At 43.0% G+C, this 23,374-nt stretch carries 18 protein-coding genes and 1 pseudogene; 10 read left to right on the top strand and 9 right to left on the bottom strand.

Annotated features, from left to right (window positions below):
* Positions 1-429 precede the first annotated feature (429 nt).
* On the bottom strand, positions 430-900 hold the full coding sequence (locus AACU33_RS12795; RefSeq protein ID WP_096588931.1) for a phosphate-starvation-inducible PsiE family protein: 471 nt from the start codon (positions 898-900) through the stop codon (positions 430-432).
* A 519-nt stretch (positions 901-1,419) separates the two neighbouring features.
* Here AACU33_RS12795 and AACU33_RS12790 point away from each other — a divergent pair.
* The 8 genes from AACU33_RS12790 to AACU33_RS12755 all read left to right on the top strand — a co-directional run bounded on the left by AACU33_RS12790 (position 1,420) and on the right by AACU33_RS12755 (position 13,233).
* On the top strand, positions 1,420-1,767 hold the full coding sequence (locus tag AACU33_RS12790) for a hypothetical protein (RefSeq protein WP_096588929.1): 348 nt from the start codon (positions 1,420-1,422) through the stop codon (positions 1,765-1,767).
* Between the two features lie 829 nt (positions 1,768-2,596).
* Positions 2,597-4,513: a phage tail sheath subtilisin-like domain-containing protein gene (locus AACU33_RS12785; RefSeq protein ID WP_096588927.1), complete on the top strand. Its 1,917-nt coding sequence runs from the start codon at positions 2,597-2,599 to the stop codon at positions 4,511-4,513.
* A gap of 99 nt (positions 4,514-4,612) precedes the next feature.
* Entirely contained in the window at positions 4,613-5,152 is a 540-nt protein-coding gene (locus tag AACU33_RS12780; RefSeq protein WP_096588925.1) for a phage tail protein, read from the top strand.
* 13 nt (positions 5,153-5,165) lie between these two features.
* Entirely contained in the window at positions 5,166-5,906 is a 741-nt protein-coding gene (locus AACU33_RS12775) for a T4 family baseplate hub assembly chaperone (RefSeq protein WP_096588923.1), read from the top strand.
* Positions 5,899-7,965 carry a hypothetical protein gene (locus AACU33_RS12770; RefSeq protein ID WP_096588921.1) on the top strand — a complete coding sequence of 689 codons (2,067 nt, stop codon included), beginning with the start codon at positions 5,899-5,901 and terminating at the stop codon, positions 7,963-7,965. Before AACU33_RS12775 ends, AACU33_RS12770 begins: the two co-directional genes overlap by 8 nt.
* Positions 7,962-9,251 carry a DUF4255 domain-containing protein gene (locus AACU33_RS12765; RefSeq protein ID WP_096588919.1) on the top strand — a complete coding sequence of 430 codons (1,290 nt, stop codon included), beginning with the start codon at positions 7,962-7,964 and terminating at the stop codon, positions 9,249-9,251. The genes AACU33_RS12770 and AACU33_RS12765 overlap by 4 nt, the downstream gene beginning before the upstream one ends.
* Positions 9,248-11,215: an ATP-binding protein gene (locus tag AACU33_RS12760; RefSeq protein WP_096588917.1), complete on the top strand. Its 1,968-nt coding sequence runs from the start codon at positions 9,248-9,250 to the stop codon at positions 11,213-11,215. The genes AACU33_RS12765 and AACU33_RS12760 overlap by 4 nt, the downstream gene beginning before the upstream one ends.
* Positions 11,216-11,223: 8 nt before the next feature.
* Positions 11,224-13,233 carry an eCIS core domain-containing protein gene (locus AACU33_RS12755; protein ID WP_339375969.1) on the top strand — a complete coding sequence of 670 codons (2,010 nt, stop codon included), beginning with the start codon at positions 11,224-11,226 and terminating at the stop codon, positions 13,231-13,233.
* Between the two features lie 343 nt (positions 13,234-13,576).
* Here the strand turns inward: AACU33_RS12755 and AACU33_RS12750 are convergent, their stop codons facing one another.
* The 4 genes and pseudogenes from AACU33_RS12750 to AACU33_RS12735 form a co-directional block, all read right to left on the bottom strand.
* Positions 13,577-13,900, bottom strand: a complete 324-nt coding sequence (locus AACU33_RS12750; protein ID WP_339375967.1) for an REP-associated tyrosine transposase — start codon at positions 13,898-13,900, stop codon at positions 13,577-13,579.
* A gap of 97 nt (positions 13,901-13,997) precedes the next feature.
* Positions 13,998-14,333: a XisI protein gene (locus AACU33_RS12745; RefSeq protein ID WP_096588915.1), complete on the bottom strand. Its 336-nt coding sequence runs from the start codon at positions 14,331-14,333 to the stop codon at positions 13,998-14,000.
* Positions 14,321-14,735: pseudogene (locus tag AACU33_RS12740) on the bottom strand (XisH family protein). The gene AACU33_RS12745 and the pseudogene AACU33_RS12740 overlap by 13 nt, the downstream one beginning before the upstream one ends.
* Before the next feature lie 96 nt (positions 14,736-14,831).
* Positions 14,832-15,011 (bottom strand): element excision factor XisI family protein, encoded by a 180-nt coding sequence (locus AACU33_RS12735; RefSeq protein WP_445291753.1) that lies wholly within the window; start codon positions 15,009-15,011, stop codon positions 14,832-14,834.
* 126 nt (positions 15,012-15,137) lie between these two features.
* Here AACU33_RS12735 and AACU33_RS12730 point away from each other — a divergent pair, with 126 nt between their 5' ends.
* Together AACU33_RS12730 and AACU33_RS12725 are read left to right on the top strand one after the other, a co-directional pair.
* Positions 15,138-15,455 carry a hypothetical protein gene (locus AACU33_RS12730; RefSeq protein WP_096588913.1) on the top strand — a complete coding sequence of 106 codons (318 nt, stop codon included), beginning with the start codon at positions 15,138-15,140 and terminating at the stop codon, positions 15,453-15,455.
* Between the two features lie 556 nt (positions 15,456-16,011).
* Positions 16,012-17,334: a Gfo/Idh/MocA family protein gene (locus AACU33_RS12725; RefSeq protein ID WP_096588911.1), complete on the top strand. Its 1,323-nt coding sequence runs from the start codon at positions 16,012-16,014 to the stop codon at positions 17,332-17,334.
* A 551-nt stretch (positions 17,335-17,885) separates the two neighbouring features.
* Here the strand turns inward: AACU33_RS12725 and AACU33_RS12720 are convergent.
* From AACU33_RS12720 to AACU33_RS12705, 4 genes are read right to left on the bottom strand one after another with little or no spacing between them, the layout of a single operon-like run.
* Positions 17,886-20,507 carry a polynucleotide kinase-phosphatase gene (locus AACU33_RS12720; protein ID WP_096588909.1) on the bottom strand — a complete coding sequence of 874 codons (2,622 nt, stop codon included), beginning with the start codon at positions 20,505-20,507 and terminating at the stop codon, positions 17,886-17,888.
* A gap of 45 nt (positions 20,508-20,552) precedes the next feature.
* Positions 20,553-21,287 carry a tRNA(His) guanylyltransferase Thg1 family protein gene (locus tag AACU33_RS12715; protein ID WP_096588907.1) on the bottom strand — a complete coding sequence of 245 codons (735 nt, stop codon included), beginning with the start codon at positions 21,285-21,287 and terminating at the stop codon, positions 20,553-20,555.
* A complete protein-coding gene (locus tag AACU33_RS12710) occupies positions 21,277-21,726 on the bottom strand; it encodes an ATP-binding protein (protein WP_096588906.1) in 450 nt (149 codons plus the stop codon). The genes AACU33_RS12715 and AACU33_RS12710 overlap by 11 nt, the downstream gene beginning before the upstream one ends.
* Before the next feature lie 12 nt (positions 21,727-21,738).
* A complete protein-coding gene (locus AACU33_RS12705; protein WP_096588904.1) occupies positions 21,739-23,121 on the bottom strand; it encodes a 3' terminal RNA ribose 2'-O-methyltransferase Hen1 in 1,383 nt (460 codons plus the stop codon).
* Positions 23,122-23,374: the final 253 nt, after the last annotated feature.

Below are 23,374 nucleotides of genomic sequence, written 5' to 3'. Positions count from 1 at the left end.
TTACCCAAGTAACATTTCACTAATATCCACACTTCAATTATTTTTCCAATAATTTCAGAGGCTATCTCGCAACAAATATCCAGATTAATCAATCAGGTGCTAACTTTGCACCTGACTGGTAGAGCATGATTAAATAACTTTGTATATTATGAAACGTTTTAACTTAATATTAAGATTTAGAAAAAATTTGGAAATACAAGTAGGCTATGTCTTGCCCATAACTAAAGTCTCAGTTTAATAGTGCAAGTTCACTTAAGTGTCCTGAAATATTTGCTTGAGTCTACTTAAGTAGACTTTAATTATTCAACCTTAGAATTAATTCCAAAGCGAGACTAATCAGAACTAATATGGTGTCCGGCAAATTACACTCGATAAGTCATTGCGAGCGCAACGCAATGGACATGATATAACAGGTGTATATGCTAATTATTATGTCTTTACCTCTGTTGTTTCTGAGTTAGTAAGCTTAATATGCTCAAAAAATCGAGACATCCAAGGTAAAGCAATCAGAATTCCTGCTAAAACTAATAAAAATACTGAAATACCGAGAAGTTGATCGCGAGGAATTTCTAGTACACCCCGTAAAATTACTTCTCTTAAAGCAGAAACAATAGTAATTTCTACGGCTGCTCCTACAGATATTTGCTGTGCTTGGAGATAATCAATTAACAAGCGAAATAACTCTACCAGAATCAAAATAAACAAAATATCAGATGTTATTTCTCGTAAATCTAGGGGATTTAACAAGGAAACAAACATATCTGTCAGGCGGATAAGCATCACACAGAATAAGCCAAGACACAGAGAAATGATAATAAAGTCTTGAAAAATTTCTAAATTACGTACTATTCTATCTCTCTGCAACCAATTATTTAGCTCTGTAATAATTCGTTTTGGCATGGGATATCCTGAATTTAGACGATTATATATTTATATATTAATTATTTTCATTACTCAGTTCATAATTAGCTATTTTTACGATCGCTACTCTAAAATTGAACTAACAATTCTGATAAATTAAGTTTAAAAAATAATAAATTGCTTGGATTTTATAACTGTATTCAGGTTTACAAATTAATGAAAATCCTGTAGCTAAGAATCATTTATGTATCGCAAACATTATTTGAATTACTATTAACTAGTAAATTTTTATCTGATGCGATCGCTATATTCGCAATGCAGACATCAATAGCGCAGACTTATTCCCCCAACCACACAACCAAAATTGCCATCCATCGAAATCCTGACTTACACAACTATTTACCAACTAAGTTGGTAAATAACTTGGTCTTTGATGAGAGTTAGACAAGCAGTATCAGTAAAAAGTTTCTCCACCACTCTTTTTGTACAGGTATTTACAAAACTGTACAAAAATGAGAGAAAATTACAGGTTTTGACATAAAAATCAGTGAGAGAAGCATGATCGTTGAGGAAAACTTAGCCCAGCAGTTTACAGCAATTGTTGAGCAATCTCACCCACAAGTATGGAAATTGCTGCGCCATTGTTATGTAAAAGTGATTAATCCTTACTCAACACGCGCGCGGGTTCCCCACTTACCATACATTGGCATTTATTGCCCAGATAGATTGATCGCGGCTGTAGCTGCCGAAAAAAATATTCTTAGAGAAGTTGCAACATTTGTGGGATTGGTTGAAGTTATTTGTTTAAATGCCACACACATAGCGTGCGATCCTCTATCAAACCTGAAGCAGACCGATCCCCAATTTTGGCTAGAACTGTTATGGATATCCACACAATCAGAATAATTAAAATAATCTAAAATTTAACTTAAGATTACAGAATTCAAATTTTATTAACTTTCGATCGTCGTTTTGGGTGAGGTGAAGTTTGAGGCTTCAGCTTTGCCCTTGATTAATATATCTGTAGATTTAGTGCGATCGCTGATTTGCCAGTTAAGAGATTGAGGATTTTAGGACTTCCAACAGAAAGCCGACGGGAAAGCCCACTCTTCAAGGGGTGGGATGAGCTTAAATATTGTAATGCATAAAAAATACCATCCATATTCTCACTGACCTGTATAATGCATAGTGAATATGACTACATAATATTTAACCGAAGTTTGTTGTTTTTTTACAAAATTGTCTATTTTCTGGTGAAACCTGCTTTTATTATTTAGTGTCATATTTTCATAGCTGACTCCGGTTACACCTCAGCTTTTACCAAAAAGTTTGGGTAACTATTACTACATTTATTTTGGTGCCTGTCAAAGCTCGGTAGTTCAACCATACATAGAGATCGAGACTTAACAACTTCGTGAAGTCTTTAACTGACATACTCAAGACCTATCTATGTATCTCTATATCCGCTAAAAGTGTTCTGTCAGAGTACACGCAGGAAGAGAAAGGAGAGATTTGCACAACTGATTTTGGAATGCTACATCTATCCCATTGCGTCTAAATGGTGAAAATAGCTTGCTAGTGAGGTTGTGACCCAAAAATAAACTCTAACCATGCATTGATCGATATGAAAGAACTCTCTCCAGCAAAAGGCTGTAAGTGCGATAGTGCTTGAACTGCAACAGCTAACGATTGCTTGTGAACTTAAACTTACTATCACCGATCAAAGGAATTAATTATGCCTGTTACACCCACCTATCCAGGTGTTTACATAGAAGAGCTTCCCAGTGGTGTACGTACAATTACTGGTGTAGCAACTTCGATTACTGCATTTGTCGGCTACACACCACGAGGTACCTTAAATAAGGCTGTACGCATTTTCAATTTTGGTGATTTTGAACGTGAATTCGGTGGCTTACACCCAAATAGCGAAATTAGCTACTCAATACAGCAATTCTTTTTGAATGGTGGTAGTGATGCTTATGTAGTGCGTGTAGCTCAGGGTGCAAGTGAAGCCAGTACAATACTCAAATATGGATCTAATGACAATGAGAATGCGTTGACAGTAAAAGCTGCTAATGCGGGGAAATGGGGTGAAGACTTATTTGTAACAGTAGATTACGGTAGTTCTCCTCTGACTTTGACAAGTACCTTTAACCTCACAGTCACTCGTCAGGTACAACAAGGTAACAGTCCTAACCTTGTTCCTGTAGAAACTGAAAAGTTTCTCAACCTGAGTATGAATAGCAAGTCTGCTAAATACGCACCAGATGTTGTAAATAGCGGTTCTAAGCTAGTTCGGCTAGAAGTTGCCCCTGGATTATTTAATGGTGCTAGCGAGCAAGGTTATACTCTTAGCGGTGATTTGTCTACCTTCCCCACATTAACTGATAAACAAATCAAAATATCTGGCGTAATTGATGGAGAAGATGCCTTTACGCTGATCTTGGATACTCAGTCATCCTTCCCACCAACCAATATCAGTCAGTTAGTGACAGCTATCAATAATGCTATTACCGCAGCTAACTTAACCTCTCGTCTAGAAGTTTCCAATCAAGGAAATTTAATTAAACTGACTTCTAAGTCCACAAATGCCGAAATTTCCGCTGTACAGGTGACGATCGCCCCAGATAATGATGCCTCCCCAGCTTTGAAACTAGGAATTGATAATGGTGGACAAGAATTCCAAGCTGCGAGAATACGTCGGCCATTAGCTGTAGAAAATGCAAGATTGACTGGTGGTGGAGATGGTAGTCCACCCCAAAGTGCCAATGATATTCTTGGTGGATTTGATGCCAAAACCGGGATATATGCATTGCGAAATGTGGATTTGTTCAACCTGTTAGTTATTCCCGAAACCACCAAGCTAAGTGACGCAGCTGGTAAAGCCGTGATTCAGGAAGCGATCAAATTCTGTGGAGATCGGCGGGCATTTTATATTATCGATCCCCCACCCTCAAAGACTTTTACTGAGATTGGCGATTGGGCTGTAGGTGCTAGTAAAGATAAAAATGCGGCTATCTTTTTTCCCCGAATTTTGGCAGCCGATCCCAAAAAAGATTTCCGTCTGCGGGATTTTCCGGTTTCAGGAGCGATCGCAGGCATTTTTTCGCGCACCGATAGCGATCGCGGTGTATGGAAAGCACCAGCAGGGATTGAGGCTGTTGTCCGTGGCGCTCAGGGGCTAACCTATACCCTAACAGATTCCGAAAATGGAGTTCTCAATCCTTTGGGAATTAATTGTCTACGCACCTTTCCTGCCTATGGAACAATAGTTTGGGGAGCGCGGACTCGTCAAGGAGCCGATCAAGATGCCTCTGAATGGAAATATATTCCTGTCAGAAGGTTGACTTTGTTCTTAGAAGAAAGCCTCTATCGCGGTACTCAGTGGGTAGTGTTTGAACCCAACGACGAGCCGCTGTGGGCGCAAATCCGGCTAAATATTGGTGCGTTTATGAATAACCTATTTCGCCAGGGAGCATTTCAAGGGAAATCGCCCAAAGAAGCCTATTTTGTGAAGTGCGACAGTGAAACTACAACCCAGAATGACATCAATTTAGGCATCGTCAACATCGTTATTGGTTTTGCACCGCTGAAGCCAGCCGAATTCGTGATTTTGAAATTCCAACAAATGGCCGGACAAATTGCCACCTAATACCAATTTGAAAAATGATGGCGACAGATGGATTCACACCCACCCAGACTCAGAAAGTAATTCCCCCAACATCCCAAATGGTAGAAGGAGATTTAAAGAATGCCCGCACCTCAATTTACGGTTAATACTTACCGTTACGATCCCTACAAGACCTTCAAATTTCGCGTTTATTGGGTTGGTAAAACAGCTCCAGTCGCAGGAATTAGCAAAGTTGGCGCACTCAAAAGAACTACGGAAGTAGTAACACATCGTGAGGGTGGAGACCCCAGCACGCAACGCCATTCACCAGGACAAACCAAGTACGAACCCATAATGTTGGAGAGGGGAGTTACCCACGACAAAGAATTTGAACAATGGGCTAATAAGGTTTGGAACTACGGTTCTGGTTTGGGTCAAGAAGTTTCTCTCAAAGATTTTCGTAAGGATATCATCATCGAATTGATGAATGAAGCAGGGCAACCTGCCATCCGTTACAAAGTATTTCGTTGCTGGGTGTCAGAATTTCAAGCTCTACCAGAACTAGATGCTAATGCTGCTAACACCATAGCAATTCAGCAGATTAAACTCGAAAATGAGGGTTGGGAACGTGATTACGATATTAGTGAACCAACCGAGCCAAGCTTCCTTGAGCCTAGTTAATTACCCTTAAGCCATGCGTCCTTTATCTGCCGATTACATCCTGCGGATTTGGGAAATTGGGCAAAGTCAGCACCCCATAGATAGAGCGCTGACTTTGCTTGCCTTTGCCTGTCCGGAAAAGACAACAGACGAACTCGCATCTCTGACAATTGGACAACGGGATGCATATCTGTTAACCCTGAGAGAAATTTCTTTAGGGCCTAGACTTAATGGTTTTACTGAATGCCCAAAATGCGGAGAAAGGCTGGAATTTGATTTGAATGTGTCAGATATCCGCATCAGTGAGCCATCGAAAACAGTTGTGCATAACCATACACTCAAGTTAGAAGCATGGGAGTTACAGTTTCGTTTGCCAAATAGTTTGGATTTGGCTGCGATCGCCGATTGTCAGGATGTAGCGGCAGCAGACTCACTGCTCTTGCAACGTTGTTTACTGCAAGCTAACCATAACGGTACTCCCGTAAGTTGCGATCGCTTATCACCAGAAGTGATTAATCAACTGGCAGAGCAAATGGCAGAAGCCGATCCCCAGGCAGAAATACTGCTCAACCTCAACTGCTCTGCCTGTGGGCATGAATGGCAGTCTTTATTTGACATTCTTTCTTTCTTCTGGACGGAAATTACTGCCCAAGCCAAGCGCTTATTACGGGAAGTACATCTGCTCGCCAGATTTTATGGTTGGCGGGAAGCAGATATCTTATCCATGAGTGCATTCCGGCGACAGCTTTATTTAGACTTAGTAACCGATGGCTAACTTTTGCACCAGATTGGTCACTCGTACTTTGGGGTTAGAACCCACAGTACAACCTCTGATTGCTTCTATGTTTACACCAACAGATGCGATCGCCATTGATTCGGCTGATAATTCAGCAGTCGATCCTCCTCAGGCAAATCTAATCAGTCCAGATGCAGAAACCCTATCCACGGTTACTCCCTTGGCTGATGCACCTCAATCACTCTTATTTCCCAGTCGCGCTGATGTTTTACCATTAGCAACACCTCCTCCACTAGTAGAAACCCCACAGATTTTAGGTAGTTCTTCCCCAGTTGAACAGCCTGAAGCCACAGGTGGAGAAAGTGTAAATTTTACATTTGATTTTCAGCCTGTAAATGTCACACCTACGCCTAATTTTAGTAATACTTTACAGCCCAACTCGCCAGCGGAAATATCCATCCAAAAATCAGACGCTACAGGTGGAGAAAATGTAAATTTCACCTCTGCTGTTCAACCTATACCTGTCACACCTACACCTAATTCTAGTAATACTTTACAGCCCAACTCGCTAGCGGAAATATCCATCCAAAAATCAGAAGCCACAGGTGGAGAAAATGTAAATTTTCCTTCTGATGTTCACCCTGTACCTGTCATACCTACGCCTAATTTTAGTAATACTTTACAGCCCAACTCGCCAGCGGAAATATCCATCCAAAAATCAGAAGCCACAGGTGGAGAAAATGTAAATTTTCCTTCTGATGTTCACCCTGTACCTGTCATACCTACGCCTAATTTTAGTAATACTTTACGGCCCAACTCGCCAGCGGAAATATCTATCCAGAAATCAGAAGCCCCAGGTGGAGAAAATGTAAATTTCACATCTGATGTTCAGCCTGTACCTGTCATACCTACGCCTAATTCTAGTAATACTTTACAAACAAAATCACCCAGCGAAAGACTCATCCAGAAATCAAAAGCCATAGGTGAGGAAAATGTAAATTTTACATCTGACGTTCAACCTGCACCCATAACACCTGCACCTAATTCTAGTCAGACTTTACAGACAAACAACACTACAAAGCCACAAGTACCTGGATTTATGGGTTCACAAGTTGAAAATAATACCCTTGAGATTAGTAAATCTACTACACAAAACGTAATTTCAACTAGTTCTAGCGAACAACCAAAGCTTACGGAAACCCCTCAAGTCTCAGGGAGCATCCAGCCAGTAATAGAGGCGACAACAGGGTTAGCCAGCGGCCAATCTACAAATATTCAAGATGTTGCAGCGAATGTCCTATCTACCAGGAAAGTTGTAGAGTCAGTAATATCCATACCTACACCAACTGACGGAGTTGAGAAGAACGCTGATAAGGTAAATATAGAAACCTCGGCAAATCCTCAACAAAAAAGTGAACTCCCAACAGGGAAGGAAGAACGGAGAGAAGGACTTAAGAATTCCCCTTTGATTCAGTCACAATTGACACCAGCAATTTCTCCACAAGCACAGATACCCGTTTCCGATAGCTCTTTTGAAGTTGACAAAACAACAACAGCCAACAGCCAATCTATATATGCAAGTGATTCCAGGCATTCTATAACCAGAAGGCTCAGTCAACGTTTCTTGGGGGCGCGATCGCAGGTTTTGTCTAATCAAGGGATGAATAACCGCCAACAAATAGATTTTACATTTGCTGGAGAAGATAAAATAACTCCACAAATACGCAACGCGCGATCGCACAGTGATTTATTCAGCACAGATAAAACAGCAATCTCACCCATAAATGAAAAAGCAAGGGAGCAGGGAGTAGGGGGCAGGGGAGAAAACACTATAGTGGATACAGTCGCTATTTCTGCGGTTGCTGCCAAAGTTCCAGCATTGAAGTCGGGGTATAAAGAACAACCTCTATCAGCGGAACGTCGGCAAACTGTAGCTTCATCACCTGCACCAACACCGACAATTAACATCACTATTGGGCGGATTGAGGTAAGGGGCGTTAATCCACCCACTCCTACACCAAGCACAAAATCTGTGCGCCGCAGTCCTGCCTTATCTCTGGATAATTATTTGCAACAGCGAAACGGGAGTCAGCGATGAGCAATTTTTTAGCGATCGCCACCGTAACTGCTACACTCAGTCAACTGTTACAGTCATCTGTGGGTGTAGATGTACCAGGCGCAACAGTCACTACTCTGCGACCGGACGGTTTAGGGAGTGGTACGCCAGCCCCGAAAGTCAATCTTTATCTTTATCAAGTCACCCCCAATGCAGCTTTACGGAATGTTGATACCCCAACTCGCCGTGCTGATGGTACACTCATCCAGCGCCCGCAAGTAGCCTTGGATCTACACTATTTACTCAGCTTTTATGGTGACGAAACGCAGTTGGAACCGCAACGCCTGTTAGGTAGCGCCGCCAGCATCCTCCATGCGCGACCTTTGCTGACACGCTCAATGATTCGTGAAACTATTAGCAGTACTACATTTAATTATCTTGCTGGCTCTAATTTAGCTGAAGAGGTGGAATTAGTTAAATTTAGCCCTATAGGTCTTAATTTAGAAGAATTATCGAAAATTTGGTCTGTCTTTTTCCAAACCCCTTACGCTCTCTCGGTTGCTTATCAAGGATCTGTGGTGTTGATTGAAAGAGAAGAAGCACCGCAAACAGCACTACCTGTACGCGATCGCAATACTTATGTTATACCTTTCCGTCACCCTGTAATTGAACGTGTGGGCACAGCCACAGGAGCAGAACAGCCAATTACTATTGGTAGCACCTTAATTATTACTGGCAAACAACTCAAAAATGATATTACCCAGGTACGAATTGGCGAAACTGATATCACACCCACATCAGTCAGCGATACCCAGATTAGCTTACCTTTAACTTCTCCCCCTCTCAACACCGATATACTCCGGGCAGGAATTCAAGGTATCCAAGTAATCCATCCCCTGTTAATCGGTACGCCGCCTGTTCTGCATCGAGGTAGCGAATCGAACGTAGCTGCCTTTGTGTTGCGTCCCACAATTAGCGTAGATATTGGCTCTATTACTTGTACAACTACCAATAATGTGACTCGCTGCTCTGGATCAATTACGATTAATTTTACACCCAGTGTCGGTAAAAACCAGCGAGTAGTACTGCTGCTGAACGAATTTCAACCCACTGGTAAAGCACGCGCTTATAATTTTCCAGCGCCATTGCAAAATGGTATTACTGACCCCCAAGTAGATGCAACCAATACCATTACCTTCTCTATAGAACGGGTAGTAGCTAGTACCTATCTAGTGCGAGTACAGGTAGATGGTGCAGAAAGCGTGCTGGCGATGAATCCCGACCCCAATAACCCAGGATACATTGCACCCCAGGTAATCATCGGATGAACACCACAGATGTACAACATTGGCAGATAGCAAACCAAAATTACCTAACGGCAGCTTTGGCAATTGTGTGCGATCGCTTGGAATCTTACGTTAAGCGATCGCAGGGTGAAAACACAGCACGAGAAAAAAGTCAAGTTTTGCAACATAATTTACAAGCAGCTGCCAATCAATTAAAAGCGCCTTCAGCCTTAGAAAATGTGTGTTCCGCCTTTGGCTTAACCGATTTTGAACGGGATGTACTGCTGTTATGTGCTGGCTTAGAACTAGGTGGGGAATTTGCCCAGTTATGTGGGAAAGCCTTTGGAAATGCTGGTGACACTCATGCCACCTTTAGTTTAGCAATGGCAGTTTTATCTGAAGCTCACTGGAGTGCCCTGCTACCAGCATCACCCTTGCGTTACTGGCGTTTGCTGGAGGTGGGCGCGGGGAATGTCATGGCTTACAGTCCCTTAAAGATTGATGAGAGGATACTGCACTATCTCACAGGAATGTCTTACCTCGACGATCGCTTGCAGGGGTTAGTGGAACCAGTCGCAGCAGGGGGAGAATTACCGCGATCGCATCAAAGCGTCGCTGACCGCATTGTAAAACTTTGGCAGCCAAGAATTGCCACCGGCTCGGCGATTCAACTGTGTGGCGATGAAGATGGGGGGAAAGAAACTATTGCATCTACAGCTTGTAGTCAATTGGGTATTGAGTTATGGATGCTGCGCGGGGCGGATATTCCAGCCACAATCGTGGAACGGGAAGCATTAATTCGCCTGTGGGAACGGGAAGCAATGCTGGACAACAAAGCCTTACTCCTAGATTGTCAGCATTTGGACAGCACCGAAACTACCCGCGCCATCCGCTTTGTTGAGCATCTGCGGGGACTGCTAATTATTGTCACCCGCGAACCCCTGCGGACTCAAAGACTTTCCCTACTCCGCTTTGATGTTAACAAACCCAGTGCTAGCGAACAAAAGTTACTTTGGCAAAACGCTTTGGGTAATTGGGCAGGAGATATCAACGGTCATATAGAACCTTTGGTAATGCAGTTTAACCTCAGTTCTCAAGGAATCCAAGCAGCTTGTTTAGAATTACAAACTCAAGGGAGTGAGACAGCGCCAATCAATACCCTGTGGAATGCCTGTCGCGCCCAAGCTAGGACTCACCTAGACGATCTAGCACAGCGCATTGAACCTGTCGCCACTTGGGATGATTTAGTTTTACCCGCACTCCAACACCAGACATTAAAGCAGATAGCTGCCCATGTAAAACAGCGTGCCAAAGTCTACGAAACCTGGGGTTTTGCCAGTAAAAGTGCAAACGGTTTAGGGATTAGCGCCTTATTTGCCGGGATGAGTGGGACAGGGAAAACAATGGCCGCTGAGGTACTGGCAAATCAACTACAGCTTGACCTTTACCGCATCGATTTAAGTTCCGTAATCAGCAAATATATCGGGGAAACCGAGAAGAATTTGCGGCGGGTATTTGATGCGGCGGAAGCAGGAGGCGCGATTCTTTTATTTGACGAAGCCGATGCGTTGTTTGGTAAGCGAAGCGAAGTCAAAGATAGCCATGACCGCTACGCCAATATTGAAGTTAGCTATTTATTGCAGCGCATGGAAGCTTACCGGGGGCTGGCAATTTTAACTACTAATTTAAAAGGCGCTTTGGATACCGCCTTTTTGCGCCGTCTGCGTTTCATCGTCCAATTTCCCTTCCCTGATGCAGCCCAACGCACAGAAATTTGGCGGCGGATTTTTCCCAGTAATACACCTACTAAGGGTTTAGATATGGTGAAATTGGGGCGGTTGAATGTAGCTGGGGGTAATATTCGCAACATTGCCCTGAATGCTGCTTTCTTAGCTGCGGATGGTGGAGAGGCTGTGCAGATGAAACATCTTTTAGCAGCAGCCCAGAGCGAATATGCCAAGTTAGAGAAATCTTTGATTGAAGCGGAAATTGGAGGTTGGGTATGAGTGGAGCGATGAATCGTAAATCGAGTTCTCAGGTTAAATCTACAACTGTGTCGCCAGTATCTTCCCTATCTCAGCCGGGGATTTTACAGCGTAAATGTGACTGTGGCGGTGTAGCAGGGTTAACAGGGCAATGTGAGGGGTGTAACAGTAAGCGATTGAGTGGGCAGGGACGGGTGAGTAATTCGCCGTCGGCTGGGGATGAGGATTCTCAGAGTAATGCTTTGACAAGGACAGAGCAGTTACCTGGGCATAGTTTTGGGCGGATGACAGTGCAGGCGAAATTACCGAATAGGAGATCGCCATTAAAACCGCAGCAGTTACCGCAACGCCTCCCTAAAGAAGTACCATCACCGTCAGAGGATAATCACGCGCTCAATGGGAAGAGCAAAAAAACAGGGAATAGCCAAGAGTCATCAGAGGCGACGCGCCTCAACAAAACTGGCTTGCCGGATCGCCTCAAAACAGGTATTGAAAACCTCTCCGGCTACTCAATGTATGATGTTCGGGTACATTACAACTCGGAGAAGCCAGCACAATTGCAAGCACATGCTTATACACAAGGCACAGAAATATATTTGGGTGCAGGACAAGAGAAACATCTGCCCCATGAGGCTTGGCATGTAGTGCAACAAATGCAGGGAAGGGTACGGACTACGATGCAAGCACATACCGTGAACATCAACGCCGATCCGAACATGGAGCAGGAAGCTGATGTGATGGGGCAAAAGGCTTTACAACTGGCTGATGTTCATTCAAAAGGAGTGGCGTTAAAAGAGGAAACGCCAAAGGTGACGACAGCAACGGTGCAGTTGATACCCGTGGATGACAGTGATATTGGCAAAACCTATGAAATCATTCCCTATGGTGCAGCTGCCAAGGTACAAGGACAGCTGAAAGAGATACGAGGTGGAGGATGGTATATTTTTACTACTGTATCAGGCAAGGTGAATGTACGTGGGCATGAAAATATTATACGGGAGATAACGGCATCTACATCTCCAAGCACAGGTACACTAGGGGTCATCCTAAGCAGTTACAATATAGCAGCCCTTTCCACCTCCGTGTCGGAATTTGTTATCAATGATATTGTCAAGGCATACAGTGTGACCCCTAGTCAAGCCCTACAAATGATTGCGAATAGTTTTGGCCGTGATCCACGAACCATACGCATTCATTATTCCTTTGGCTCTAAAACCATTGCTCCTGGCGCACCTGCTTTTACCGATCCATCAAAAACTGAAAAAATGTCGCAGGCGATGGTTAGTTACCGTAAGAAAGATTACCCGAAGCATCAAAAGGTGGGTAAAGACTATGATGAATGGGCAGATGAACTATCGGACAGCGAAGATTCCTCATCTGAACGTCAGGATTTAGCTCGAAGAATGGGAGAATATCTCACATCTCCCAAACCTACGGACGACTTTATGGATCTATCGGGAGCAAAACGGGCTGCGTTAGGTGGTATTTTAACAGCTACACAAGTATCTGATCGCTTGCGTACCTATCAAAATTCAGAAGTAACACCTATGGAATTCACCAAGCAAATAGAAGAGCGTGGGAAAGGTACGGGTACGATGCATTCAATCTTTGGAAGCAAAACCTATTCTACTTTTCTCCCCGCCCGTTCTGGTGGCTCAGGTTTGCAGAGGGAACAACTGGCTAACTACATAGAAGAAATTAAAGCTAGCGCCTTGTTAAGTGTAAATAACTGTCTCATAAATGCGATTTGTCAAGCGCAATATGGACGAAATGCAACTATGCCTGAACTGGTGGAAATCCGTTCCATGTTGGGAAATGTAGGGAGAATGCTTGTTGCGAGCGCAGATACTATCAATGTCATCCGTCAAGTACTCCATGTTAACAATAAGATCATGGTTCGTTATCCCTTAGGTTTAGGGGCAGCTAACGAACTCTTTCCTGGTATGGGAGGGGGAGGCGGACTCATCAATGTTTACCATACTGGAGGACATCATTTCCAACACAATCAGCCCTCTGCTGGAAGTTATGATATGTCGTAATTAAAGTGCGATCGCCCGATCTTTTAGGGTGAGCAAAAGCAGATAATTGGGAAATAAACTGTTAAATATGGCAATATTGCCCACCTAACCCCACTACTTGCCTACTCGATCTTCTAAATCTCGAAAATCTGGAACTTGTGGTACATTCCCCCCACAACATCCCCAATCCGGTCGATAAGTAACCACGCAAAATTAATTACAGTCATTGCGAGCGAAGCGAAGCAATCGCAGGGGTTGGGATTGCTTCATTTCGCTTTGCTCCATTCGCAATAACATTGTGTAATTAATTATGTTTAACTACTTACCTATATTGCTCCACCCATTTGTGAAAACTTGAATATCCTCATAAATGAGGACAAGACACCAAACCATGCTTAACCGGATTATAGTGAATATAATCTAAATGCCTGTGCAAATCATGCTCATCACAAATCGTATGCTCCCAAAAGCGACGTTGCCAAACATCACTTTCTCGGTGCTGACGACGAGAAGCGGAAAAATCTTGTGATAATGAGCGTTTTTCTCGTAAATAGCGTGTAAATAACACTTTGAATCGAGATACTCTTTGAGAATAATTAGAATCATCTGGTGGTAACGACCAGATAAAATGAAGATAATTCGGTAAAACAACGGCGGCGGTGATTTCAAAAAGTAATTCTTTCCGCATTTTAGCGATCGCCTATTGTGGTAATGATTTGAAAAGAGCGATCGCAATCTCGAAAAAACTAAGCGATCGCAAATTCAGTGCGATCTCCATCTTGTTGTTAAGCCACTCCATAGCCCGTATATTCTCGCATTTGGGGAGCTTGAAATCCTAGAATAATATCATCTTTTGGAACACCTTGCTCAACAAGTTCTTGAGCCACTCTCATTTCCGTCATATTCTGCTCAATCCAAATTTTTCCCTCTTTAATATCTAAATGCAAAACACAACCATAAACACGCCGATGACCATCCCATCCCACATTCATTACCATGTAATGGTCTTGTTTGGTATCAAAAACTGTATAACAATCAATTTGACCATTTGCAATTGGGATAGCAGCATAAGCCGTTAACAACGACTGAATGATATAGCGATAAGAATCTAGGGTATCCATTGTAAAATTACCTCTTGAATTGGGTCATAAACAATTTGTTTAATCCGATATTTCTCTACATAAATTGGGCAAATTCCCGCTTAAAAAAAGATTCATAAACACCTATAGGCACTGCCAAATAGAGAATCCGATTTGGATCGCTGTTTTCTAAAGCAAGCCGATAATTCAAAAACTGTCCTAACGCAGCATGATAATCTGTTAGGGGTGAATCACTCAAAAATGTTTTAATCTCAACTGCATTTTTTCTTTACCTCTCTCTGCTGCTAAAAGTTGTTCGGCACCTAAATCGATTTCAAACTTAGTTCCACCAACTTCCAATCGCAGAGGATCGTCGTTTATCTTCCACTGCTCCTTTTCTAAAGCAATTTTCACCACAGCATGAAATTTATCTTTAGCTGCCATCGTTAACGTTTTCTGATTTACTTAACATTTTAGTGCAAGCAGTCTTTGATGAGGCTCTGGAAATGCGATCGCCTCTGGTATTGCTGATATGAAAAGTTAAGCGATCGCAAATTCAGTATATTGTCTGGCATGAGGTGGATGAAATGCTAAAACAATCTCTTCCTGTGTAATACCTTTGTGCAACAAATCTGTCGCCACACCATTTTCTGTCCAAACACAACCATAGACTCGCCGACCATCATGCGATCGTGAAGGGTAACAAAATAGTACTTTCATTACTTTTGCATTATTCAAGTATGTGAATGCTGAACTATATATTTGCTGAACTTAATTATTAAATAAAATGATTACCAATAGTCTAGGAAAAGCAAATACGTGCACCGTTTCAAAAAGTTATCCTCAATGGTGTTTCTGCTCTTAGCCTTTATTTATACACCTGCGTTGGCTGAAAATCATGTACTCAACGAACAAAGTCTTAACCCACAGACAAAAGTAGTTGGAGAGCAAGGTGAAGAGCTTTTGTTAGCTCACCGACACACTCGAAGACGTTATCATAGACGGCAACGGACTAGACAATATTATTACCGTCAGCGGAATCGACAACATTATTATAGACGGCGCTATCGCTCTATACATTATCACGGACAACCATATCGTTATGGAGAATGGGAACTGGTGCGCGATCGTCATGGACGATTAATGTATGATTGGCAGCGTTAATAGTACACTTTAGACCAATTTTTCTCAATAATTTTTATGCGTAAATCCTCATGTATGCAGACTTGTTCGAGCTAAGTAAAGCAACTGAAAATCGATGAATTTTAAACTATATAAAGAATATAAAATAAAATCTTATGTGCGGTTGATAGTCAAAGAATTAGCAGCAATTATCAGATGATTTTTTATTGTTTCATATATGGCACATATTCCTAAAATATTTGATTTTATACGCTTTGTCCGAATTTCCATACAATTTCTTGAGAAAAGTGTGGAGTGACAAAATTGAGTTTAAGCACTTCAACATAACTAATCCAGAAAAGCTCTCGATGGAGACAGTAACAGTAATTGAGGATAATATCGGGTTCACTAAATCTGAGTATTGAGGATTTTTCGATTTGATTGCCTGTTTTGTGAGTACAGCGATCGCCTAGAATGCAAACTCTGTTGATAGCGCATAGGGACTTTACGGAATACTATATCTCCTTAGATTGAGGAAATCTACAGCGGAGATATCTCCAATGTAAGACAGACCTAAAATCTTACTATCCAAAATTCTATGTCAAATCTCTTTCGAGGAGACGTATCACGCCGTCAACTTTTAGCCAGTGCAGGATTCGGAATTGTTGCTGCAACGGCAAGCACTAATTTGTCAGACACCGCCTCTGCCCAGGAATCAGAAGCATTAGCTCAACCGATACCACGCGGTGGAGAACTACCACCTCAGATCCAGTTACCACCGATTCAAGCTCCGACTGAGCAAGAGACAGGCGGCCCTCCTACTGCCTTGCCACGGGAACGGCGATTAGGGTTTGCGATCGTTGGACTTGGCAGATTGTCATTGGAAGAAATCATGCCTGCGTTTGGTGAGTGCAAACTGGCAAAACCTGTGGCTTTGGTGAGTGGCGATCGCGCGAAAGCAGAACAGGTGGCTCAACAGTACAGTATCCCACCGCAAAACATTTACAACTATCAGAATTACGATAATCTCCGGAATAATCCTGAAGTTGATGTGATTTATATTGTGCTACCCAACAGTATGCACGCAGAATATACTGTGCGGGGTGCGCGAGCTGGGAAACACATTCTTTGCGAAAAGCCGATGGCAAATACAGTCGAAGAATGCCAGCAGATGATTGATGCTTGTAAACAGGCAAATCGTAAGCTGGCGATCGCCTATCGCTGTCAGTACGAACCGCACCACCGTGCCATCATCCAAATGGTTCGCAGTCAGGAATTGGGTACTGTCAAGCTGATTCAGGCAGACAACGGACAGAACCAGGGCGGTGACTTAAATCAATGGCGGTTAAAGAAATCCCTAGCCGGAGGTGGTTCGTTACCAGATGTGGGAATTTACTGCTTGAATGCTACGCGCTACTTAACTGGCGAAGAACCGATCGCCATCAGCGCCAACCTCTTCAGCACTCCTAAAGATCCCCGTTTTCGAGAAGTTGAAGAGAATGTGACGTTCCAACTTCAGTATCCCAGCGGCGTCTTAGCCATCTGTTCTACTAGCTATGGTTATCATCGAGCCAGCCGCTTTCGAGTTTTTGGCTCCGATGCTTGGGTACAACTCGATCCAGCATTTACCTACAACGGTTTGCAAATGGCGATCGGGCGTAAATCTTCTAGCAACAGCATGGCAGAGAACATAACACAAGTGCGAATGCCTGAGAAAAATCAATTTGCCTTAGAAATGGATCACATGGCAGATTGTGTGATTCACAATCGCATACCTCACACACCAGGAGAAGAGGGCTTACAAGACCAAAAGCTGATGGCGCTGATTTACCAAGCAGCCCAGACCCGTCAGACTATTTCGCTACCCCCTGTATCAAAACTGGATATTACTCGCGGCCCCACTCCTCGAACGCTTAAATAATCAACACTAGCAATATTCACGTAAATGCACCTCAAATTGCACTTGTACAAGTTGCATTAGACACTGCCAGTCAAGGAGAGGTGCCCCATCTCTGCATTCATCAATTTTTTCTCTTAGGATCACAGAGTAAGCTTTCATTTTTATACACCATGTCTGTACTTACTGTATTCTACCTGGTTGCAATTCGCTCTAATTTTGCATACAAGGCGACGCTATAGCATCACAGGTCGATGCATTAATATAACAAGGCAATGTTTTAACAATACAAGCCAATGTTATGGCATCACAGGGCGATGTTTTAATATAACAAGCCAATGTTATGGCATCACAGGGCGATGTTTTAATATAACAAGCCGATGTTATGGCATCACAGGGCAATGCATTAACATAACAAGCCAATGTTATGACATCACAGGGCGATGTATTAAGGGACTTCTAGAAAATAAATTATCCAATTTACTTAGATCGTAATATTGTTCTTTCTCTCCCTGCTCCCTGCCCCCTGCCCCCCTGCCTACACAGCAATGGGATATCTTTTTAGTTGGAAGTCCCTAAAGTCGTGGATCTACTGGTTCGCTCTCCAATGCTAAAATGCCGAAAACGCATTCATGGACGCGACGCAGTGGGGTATTATTCACAAAGCGCTCTAATGCTTCCACACCCAAAGCAAATTCGCGCATCGCTAGCGAACGTTTGAGAGATAATCCCCGTTGACGCAGGCGTTGTAGATTCTCTGGGCTGGAGTATTCCGGACCGTAGATAATGCGCAGGTATTCCTGTCCCCGACATTTTACCGCAGGTTGTACTACTCCGCGACTACCTTGGACGATGTATTGCATGGGTTTAATCACCATTCCTTCTCCGCCAGCTTTGGTAAGTTCTTCCCACCAATGCACGCCTTCAGCTTGGCTGCTAGGATCTGTTAAATCTATGACTTTGTAAGCAGTGGCTAATAGCAAACCTGGATCGGCTTGGCAAATTTTAGCAGCTTGTTCCATGTGCCAACGGTGGTCTTTATCAGTATGCACGGCTCCTTCTGTTGCTAGGATGTGGAAAGGAGCCAGTTTTAACTGCGAAATATCGCTGACATTCCAGCAATAACGGCGATAAGCTGCAACATATTGATGCGCCATCTCTGCACGTTGTTGATAGTGAGTGAATTGGCTGGTGACATCCACGCCGCGATCGCTTGCTTGTTGTAACAAAGATACGGCATCATTGAGAGCTAGGCGTGATGCTACTCCTACAGGTGCATACTGCGATCGCAATAATCCCTGCGCTTTTGCTGACCAAGGCATTAATTCACAATCTAAACATACCCAGTCGGTATTAAATGTTTCCCAAAAGCCACTTTCCAAGAGGGCTGCATTTACCCGCGCTAAGAGTTCTGCTTCGAGTGCTACATCATCAAAAAATCGCCTTCCGGTGCGGGTGTAGCAGATACCGATACCTTCATTTATTACACCAAAGCGTTTCTCGGCAGCCGCCGCATCTCGGCAAACAATTACCACAGCACGCGAACCCATGTGTTTTTCTTCGCAAACTACCTCAGTAATTTCTTGGTTTTGGTAATAATCAAAAGCTTGTGCAGGATGTTCTAACAACCCCGGTAATGAAGATGTCGCCACTGGGGACATAGTGGGAGGTAAGTAAATTAGCCATTTGGGATTAGCTGCAAACCGACTCATCACTTCTAAAGCTGCGATCGCATTTTCTTCGCGAATGGTAATGTTAGATTGCAGTCGAGTATTGATGATGCGCTTACCTAATACATCTTCGATATGCAAAACATCATCGAGTTCTTGCTGAGATGTGCGGGTGAAAACGTTTTGTACCAAAGGTTTCACAGGTTCGCAGTAAGTACGCGCCGCAGGTACGCTCACCAATTCTTTTTCAGGATAGCGCAGCGCAGTTAACTTACCGCCAAAAACGCAACCTGTATCAATATCAATAGTATTATTCAGCCATTCCGCTTCTGGTACAGGGGTATGTCCGTATACCACCATTGCTTCACCCCGATACTCACCCGCCCAGTTGTAGCGCACAGGTAAGCCAAATTCATCAATTTCCCCTGTACTTTCGCCATACAAAGCGAACTCCCGCACCGCACCAGAACCCCGTCCTTGCATCTCCTGTTTCATCCCGGCGTGGGCTACTACTAACTTTCCATCATCGAGGAGGTAATGACTAACTAACGTATCTAAAAATTCTCGCAGTTCTTGAGTAAAGGGTTCCCGCACTGCATCAGGTAACGCCTCAATCTCCTGCAAAGTTTGCTCTAAACCATGATTAACCCGGACATTCTTACCGCGTAGTTTCCGCAACAGCTTGTTTTCATGATTACCAGGGACACAGATAGCTGTACCTGCTTTCACCATGTTTCGCACTAACTTGACTGTATCTAAGATGCGGGGGCCTCGATCTACTAAATCGCCAAGAAATACAGCTTTGCGCCCTTGGGGATGGTGGTAGGTGGGTACATTCCAGAGTGGAGAGGGGGGAGTGTGGGGAGTGTGGGAAGATGAGATAGCAAATTCTCCCTTGTCTCCTCCATCCTTCACATACCCTAACTGTTGCAACAATGCTTCGAGTTCATCACCACAGCCGTGAATGTCACCGATAATATCAAAGGGGCCGTGTTCGTGTTTTAGGTTATTCCATAGCGGTTGACGTTCGATTTCAACAGATTCTATTTCCTCCAGAGATTTGAGAGTGTAGACATAGCGGAAGCCTTCCTTTTCTAAACCGCGTAGAGAACGCCGCAACATTTGGCTATGACGACGCACGACATGGAAACCAAAATTGCGATCGCTTCTTTGTTGGTTGCGTTCGTGACATAATTCTTCTGGGAGGTCGAGAACGATTGCGATCGCAAAACAATGATAATCTCGTGCGATTTGCAGTAAATGTTTGCGGTCTTCTGGCTGCACGTTAGTAGCATCAATTACAGTTAATTTACCTGCTGCTAGTCGTTTGGCGGCGATAAAGTGCAGCACTGCAAAAGCATCGCCAGAAGCAGATTGATTATTTTCATCATTAGAAACTAACCCGCGACAAAAGTCTGAAGATAGAACTTCAAAGGGTTGAAAGTGTTTGTGAGCAAAGGTTGATTTACCAGAACCAGAAGCACCTATAAGAACAATTAGAGAAAGTTCGGGGATAGTAATTTTCATATTAGTTAATTGGTTTTTGTAACGCCAAGTGACGCGGAGTTTTATTTATGGTTTAGCATTAACTAGTTCTGCAATAAATTTGCTGTATTCATCTTTCATTGGCAAGTCAAAATCGCGTTTGATGCGTCGCCGCAATGCGGGTACAATTTCACCTTTGATGGGGTTAAATCCTTGCTTTTCGTATTCTTCCCAATAAAGCCCCACACCTCGCTTATGCCAGTTAGGAAGTTGATTAAAATTAATGCCATGTTGGAATAACAATTCATTTTTATCAGCAACAGATAATCCTTTCATCATCCTGGTTGCTGCTGTGGCATTTTTCCCATCGCGACGCAAACACCAATAGCAATGAGCATTCAGTGCATTTCTGTGAGCATCCTCATTCCGCCAGCGAAAGTAATTCACTACTTCTTCTGTATTGGGAAGCTGAGAAATTCGACAATCAAAACAGGCTAAAGAACCTAACAATACGGAGAATTTAGCGCTAGCTTCACCTGCTAAAACTGAGTTGAGTTTTCTTAATTTACGGCTGAAGGTGTTTTCGTTATGGGTATAACCATAAATGATATCGATGCCACAATTCATTAAATGTTCGACTGTTTTCACCATCAAATCTCGAAAGCGGATATCAAAAGGTGCTTCAAATTCATGCACTTCTTTTGTGAGGCGGGTAAAGCCGCGTCCATCTAATCTGGCAACAATATACAATCCAGGTAGCACACAATGGTCGTGTGCTGTTTCAAATACCCGCATTCTGCTATCAAGTTCATCAAATTTCACGGTTCCATTCCTCAACAATAAATGAGTAATTTACATCAGGTTTAACTGTATAGATGGCATCAAATCCTTCTTCCCAACTCGGCATAACTAGCTTTTTATAAGTTGCTAACAGCCCTACTAAAGGCACAATTTGTTTAGGTGGTCTTTGGTTGTTGCGTTGCTGGCAATCTTCTAATAAAGCTTGAAAGTAATAACCCACAACCCGAAAATATTTCTCTTTAGCAGGTATGATGTAACGCTTTCTTTCCTCAACAGTTGGATTAGTGTTATCGATAACAAAAGGCTGTTTGGCTTCTAAACAAGCTTGGAAAATTATTTGTTCGCGATGGCGGGTTTTGAGCATATCCAGGTTAATGCGGATGTGAGTATTAAAGAAGTAGTTACGATAAAAAGTAGATTTACCTGCTCCTTGGATGCCTATAAAAATGATTGCTTCCATTCATCTGTGTTATCAACAACTAAACACCGCCATTTGTGTTGGCGAACCTACTACAGCATCTTCCATCCCTACCGCTTGAAATTCCACAGTATAGCCAAATCTTTCTGCTACTTGATTTGCCCAATTTTGGAACTCTAACCGCGTCCATTCAAAGCGGTGGTCTTTATGGCGCAGTTTACCCGCTGGGAGTTTTTCAAATTTAACGTTGTATTCAATATTTGGTGTTGTTACTACTATTATTTTTGGACGAGCAAACTCAAATAAAACTCGCTCAAATGCTCCCAATCTTGGTAAATCTAGATGCTCAATTACTTCAATTACTGTAGCAGCATCATAACCTTTGAGGCGTTTATCTTGATAAGTCAGCGCCCCTTGAATTAGTTGTAAACGTTCCCATTGATTGCGGGGAAGGCGCAGGCGGTCTAATCGTTCTTGAGCAATTTCTAAGGCTCTATAAGAAACATCTACGCCTGTAATTTTTTCAAAAAAGCTATCTTGAAGCAATACTTTTACAAGATTACCTTGACCGCAACCTAAATCAATCACCTTCTTGGCGTTACTTTGTTTTAAAGCAGCAATTACGGCATTCATGCGTTGCTGATTTAAACTAATGGGCTTTTCTACCGCCGCTTCTTCTTCAGCATGGCTTTCTTCGGTGCTGTCGGGGTCGGGGTTGTCTTCTTCTGCGAGTTGGGCTAAAGCTTCGCGAGTTAGGCGATGTTGACGTTTGAGGTAACGTCTGGTAATTTGCGATCGCGCTGGATGTTGAGTTAACCAGCCTTCACCATGACGCAGTAACTTTTCTATTTCATCTTCGTTGACCCAGTAATGTTTATCGTCATCTAACACGGGAATCAACACATACAGATGACTCAATAAATCGCTGAGGGTGATGGTGTGTTGCAGTTCCACCGTAAAATATTGGCTCTGTCCCCAATCAGGAAATTCCTCATCTAAGGGGTAACTTTGGGCACTAACAGTGTAACCCAACGGTTCAAATAGTTGGCGGAGGAAATTCTCGCCACCGCGACAAGGTAAAACAGAGATTTTGGCAATTAGAGGTATGGGAGTTTGTGCAAGTTCTGGTTTATCTTTGCAACGACCTGACAACGCAGTGCTAAATACTTGCGCGATCGCTACACTTAAAAATGAAGAAGCTACATAAGGGCGATCGCTAACATACTGTTCTAGCCTAGCACCCTTTCCCCGCACTAACTTCACCGGATCGACATCTAACAGCAACGCCGCCGTACAGCGTTCTGGTTGCGCTTGGGGGTAAAACACGTGCGCCTGCCCAAACGTCAAAGAAAACGACTGACAACGGTCTGGGTGTTTATGTAGTAGGTAGCCTAACTCCGTTGCTGGGGAGTGTGTGGTAGTGATAGTCAGCAGCATTCACTGATATGGAGATATGCGAATAGTTAATAAATACCGCTTTAGCGTAAGCGATTACGGAAATAAATAACGGTGTTGTTGAGGAATATTAAGTTTGCAATTGCAAAAGGAAAAGGGGGGATAGTTTGGTATCAAATGTAAGATTCAAAATTACAACGATTCAATGTTGCTTTTAAACAATTCCTTGAAAACTGCTGATTTGAGATGCTGAATCAGATTGAGACTGGCTAAAATCTTATACAACCATTGCAAT

The organism is Calothrix sp. NIES-2098, from assembly GCF_963875125.1.
Lineage (GTDB): Bacteria > Cyanobacteriota > Cyanobacteriia > Cyanobacteriales > Nostocaceae > Aulosira.
The sequence above is the reverse complement of the archived record's forward strand: the minus strand, read 5'-3'. Positions and strand labels throughout refer to the sequence as shown.

What these genes read in the sequence shown, in the direction of transcription:
- AACU33_RS12765 (WP_096588919.1), top strand. Translation starts at nt 7,962, where the DNA reads ATGAGCAATTTTTTAGCGATCGCCACCGTAACTGCTACACTCAGTCAA.
- AACU33_RS12770 (WP_096588921.1), top strand. Translation starts at nt 5,899, where the DNA reads ATGGCTAACTTTTGCACCAGATTGGTCACTCGTACTTTGGGGTTAGAA.
- AACU33_RS12705 (WP_096588904.1), bottom strand. Translation starts at nt 23,121, where the DNA reads ATGCTGCTGACTATCACTACCACACACTCCCCAGCAACGGAGTTAGGC.
- AACU33_RS12785 (WP_096588927.1), top strand. Translation starts at nt 2,597, where the DNA reads ATGCCTGTTACACCCACCTATCCAGGTGTTTACATAGAAGAGCTTCCC.
- AACU33_RS12775 (WP_096588923.1), top strand. Translation starts at nt 5,166, where the DNA reads ATGCGTCCTTTATCTGCCGATTACATCCTGCGGATTTGGGAAATTGGG.
- AACU33_RS12790 (WP_096588929.1), top strand. Translation starts at nt 1,420, where the DNA reads ATGATCGTTGAGGAAAACTTAGCCCAGCAGTTTACAGCAATTGTTGAG.
- AACU33_RS12725 (WP_096588911.1), top strand. Translation starts at nt 16,012, where the DNA reads ATGTCAAATCTCTTTCGAGGAGACGTATCACGCCGTCAACTTTTAGCC.
- AACU33_RS12730 (WP_096588913.1), top strand. Translation starts at nt 15,138, where the DNA reads ATGGTGTTTCTGCTCTTAGCCTTTATTTATACACCTGCGTTGGCTGAA.
- AACU33_RS12745 (WP_096588915.1), bottom strand. Translation starts at nt 14,333, where the DNA reads ATGGATACCCTAGATTCTTATCGCTATATCATTCAGTCGTTGTTAACG.
- AACU33_RS12710 (WP_096588906.1), bottom strand. Translation starts at nt 21,726, where the DNA reads ATGGAAGCAATCATTTTTATAGGCATCCAAGGAGCAGGTAAATCTACT.
- AACU33_RS12760 (WP_096588917.1), top strand. Translation starts at nt 9,248, where the DNA reads ATGAACACCACAGATGTACAACATTGGCAGATAGCAAACCAAAATTAC.
- AACU33_RS12780 (WP_096588925.1), top strand. Translation starts at nt 4,613, where the DNA reads ATGCCCGCACCTCAATTTACGGTTAATACTTACCGTTACGATCCCTAC.
- AACU33_RS12795 (WP_096588931.1), bottom strand. Translation starts at nt 900, where the DNA reads ATGCCAAAACGAATTATTACAGAGCTAAATAATTGGTTGCAGAGAGAT.
- AACU33_RS12750 (WP_339375967.1), bottom strand. Translation starts at nt 13,900, where the DNA reads ATGCGGAAAGAATTACTTTTTGAAATCACCGCCGCCGTTGTTTTACCG.
- AACU33_RS12735 (WP_445291753.1), bottom strand. Translation starts at nt 15,011, where the DNA reads ATGAAAGTACTATTTTGTTACCCTTCACGATCGCATGATGGTCGGCGA.
- AACU33_RS12755 (WP_339375969.1), top strand. Translation starts at nt 11,224, where the DNA reads ATGAATCGTAAATCGAGTTCTCAGGTTAAATCTACAACTGTGTCGCCA.
- AACU33_RS12720 (WP_096588909.1), bottom strand. Translation starts at nt 20,507, where the DNA reads ATGAAAATTACTATCCCCGAACTTTCTCTAATTGTTCTTATAGGTGCT.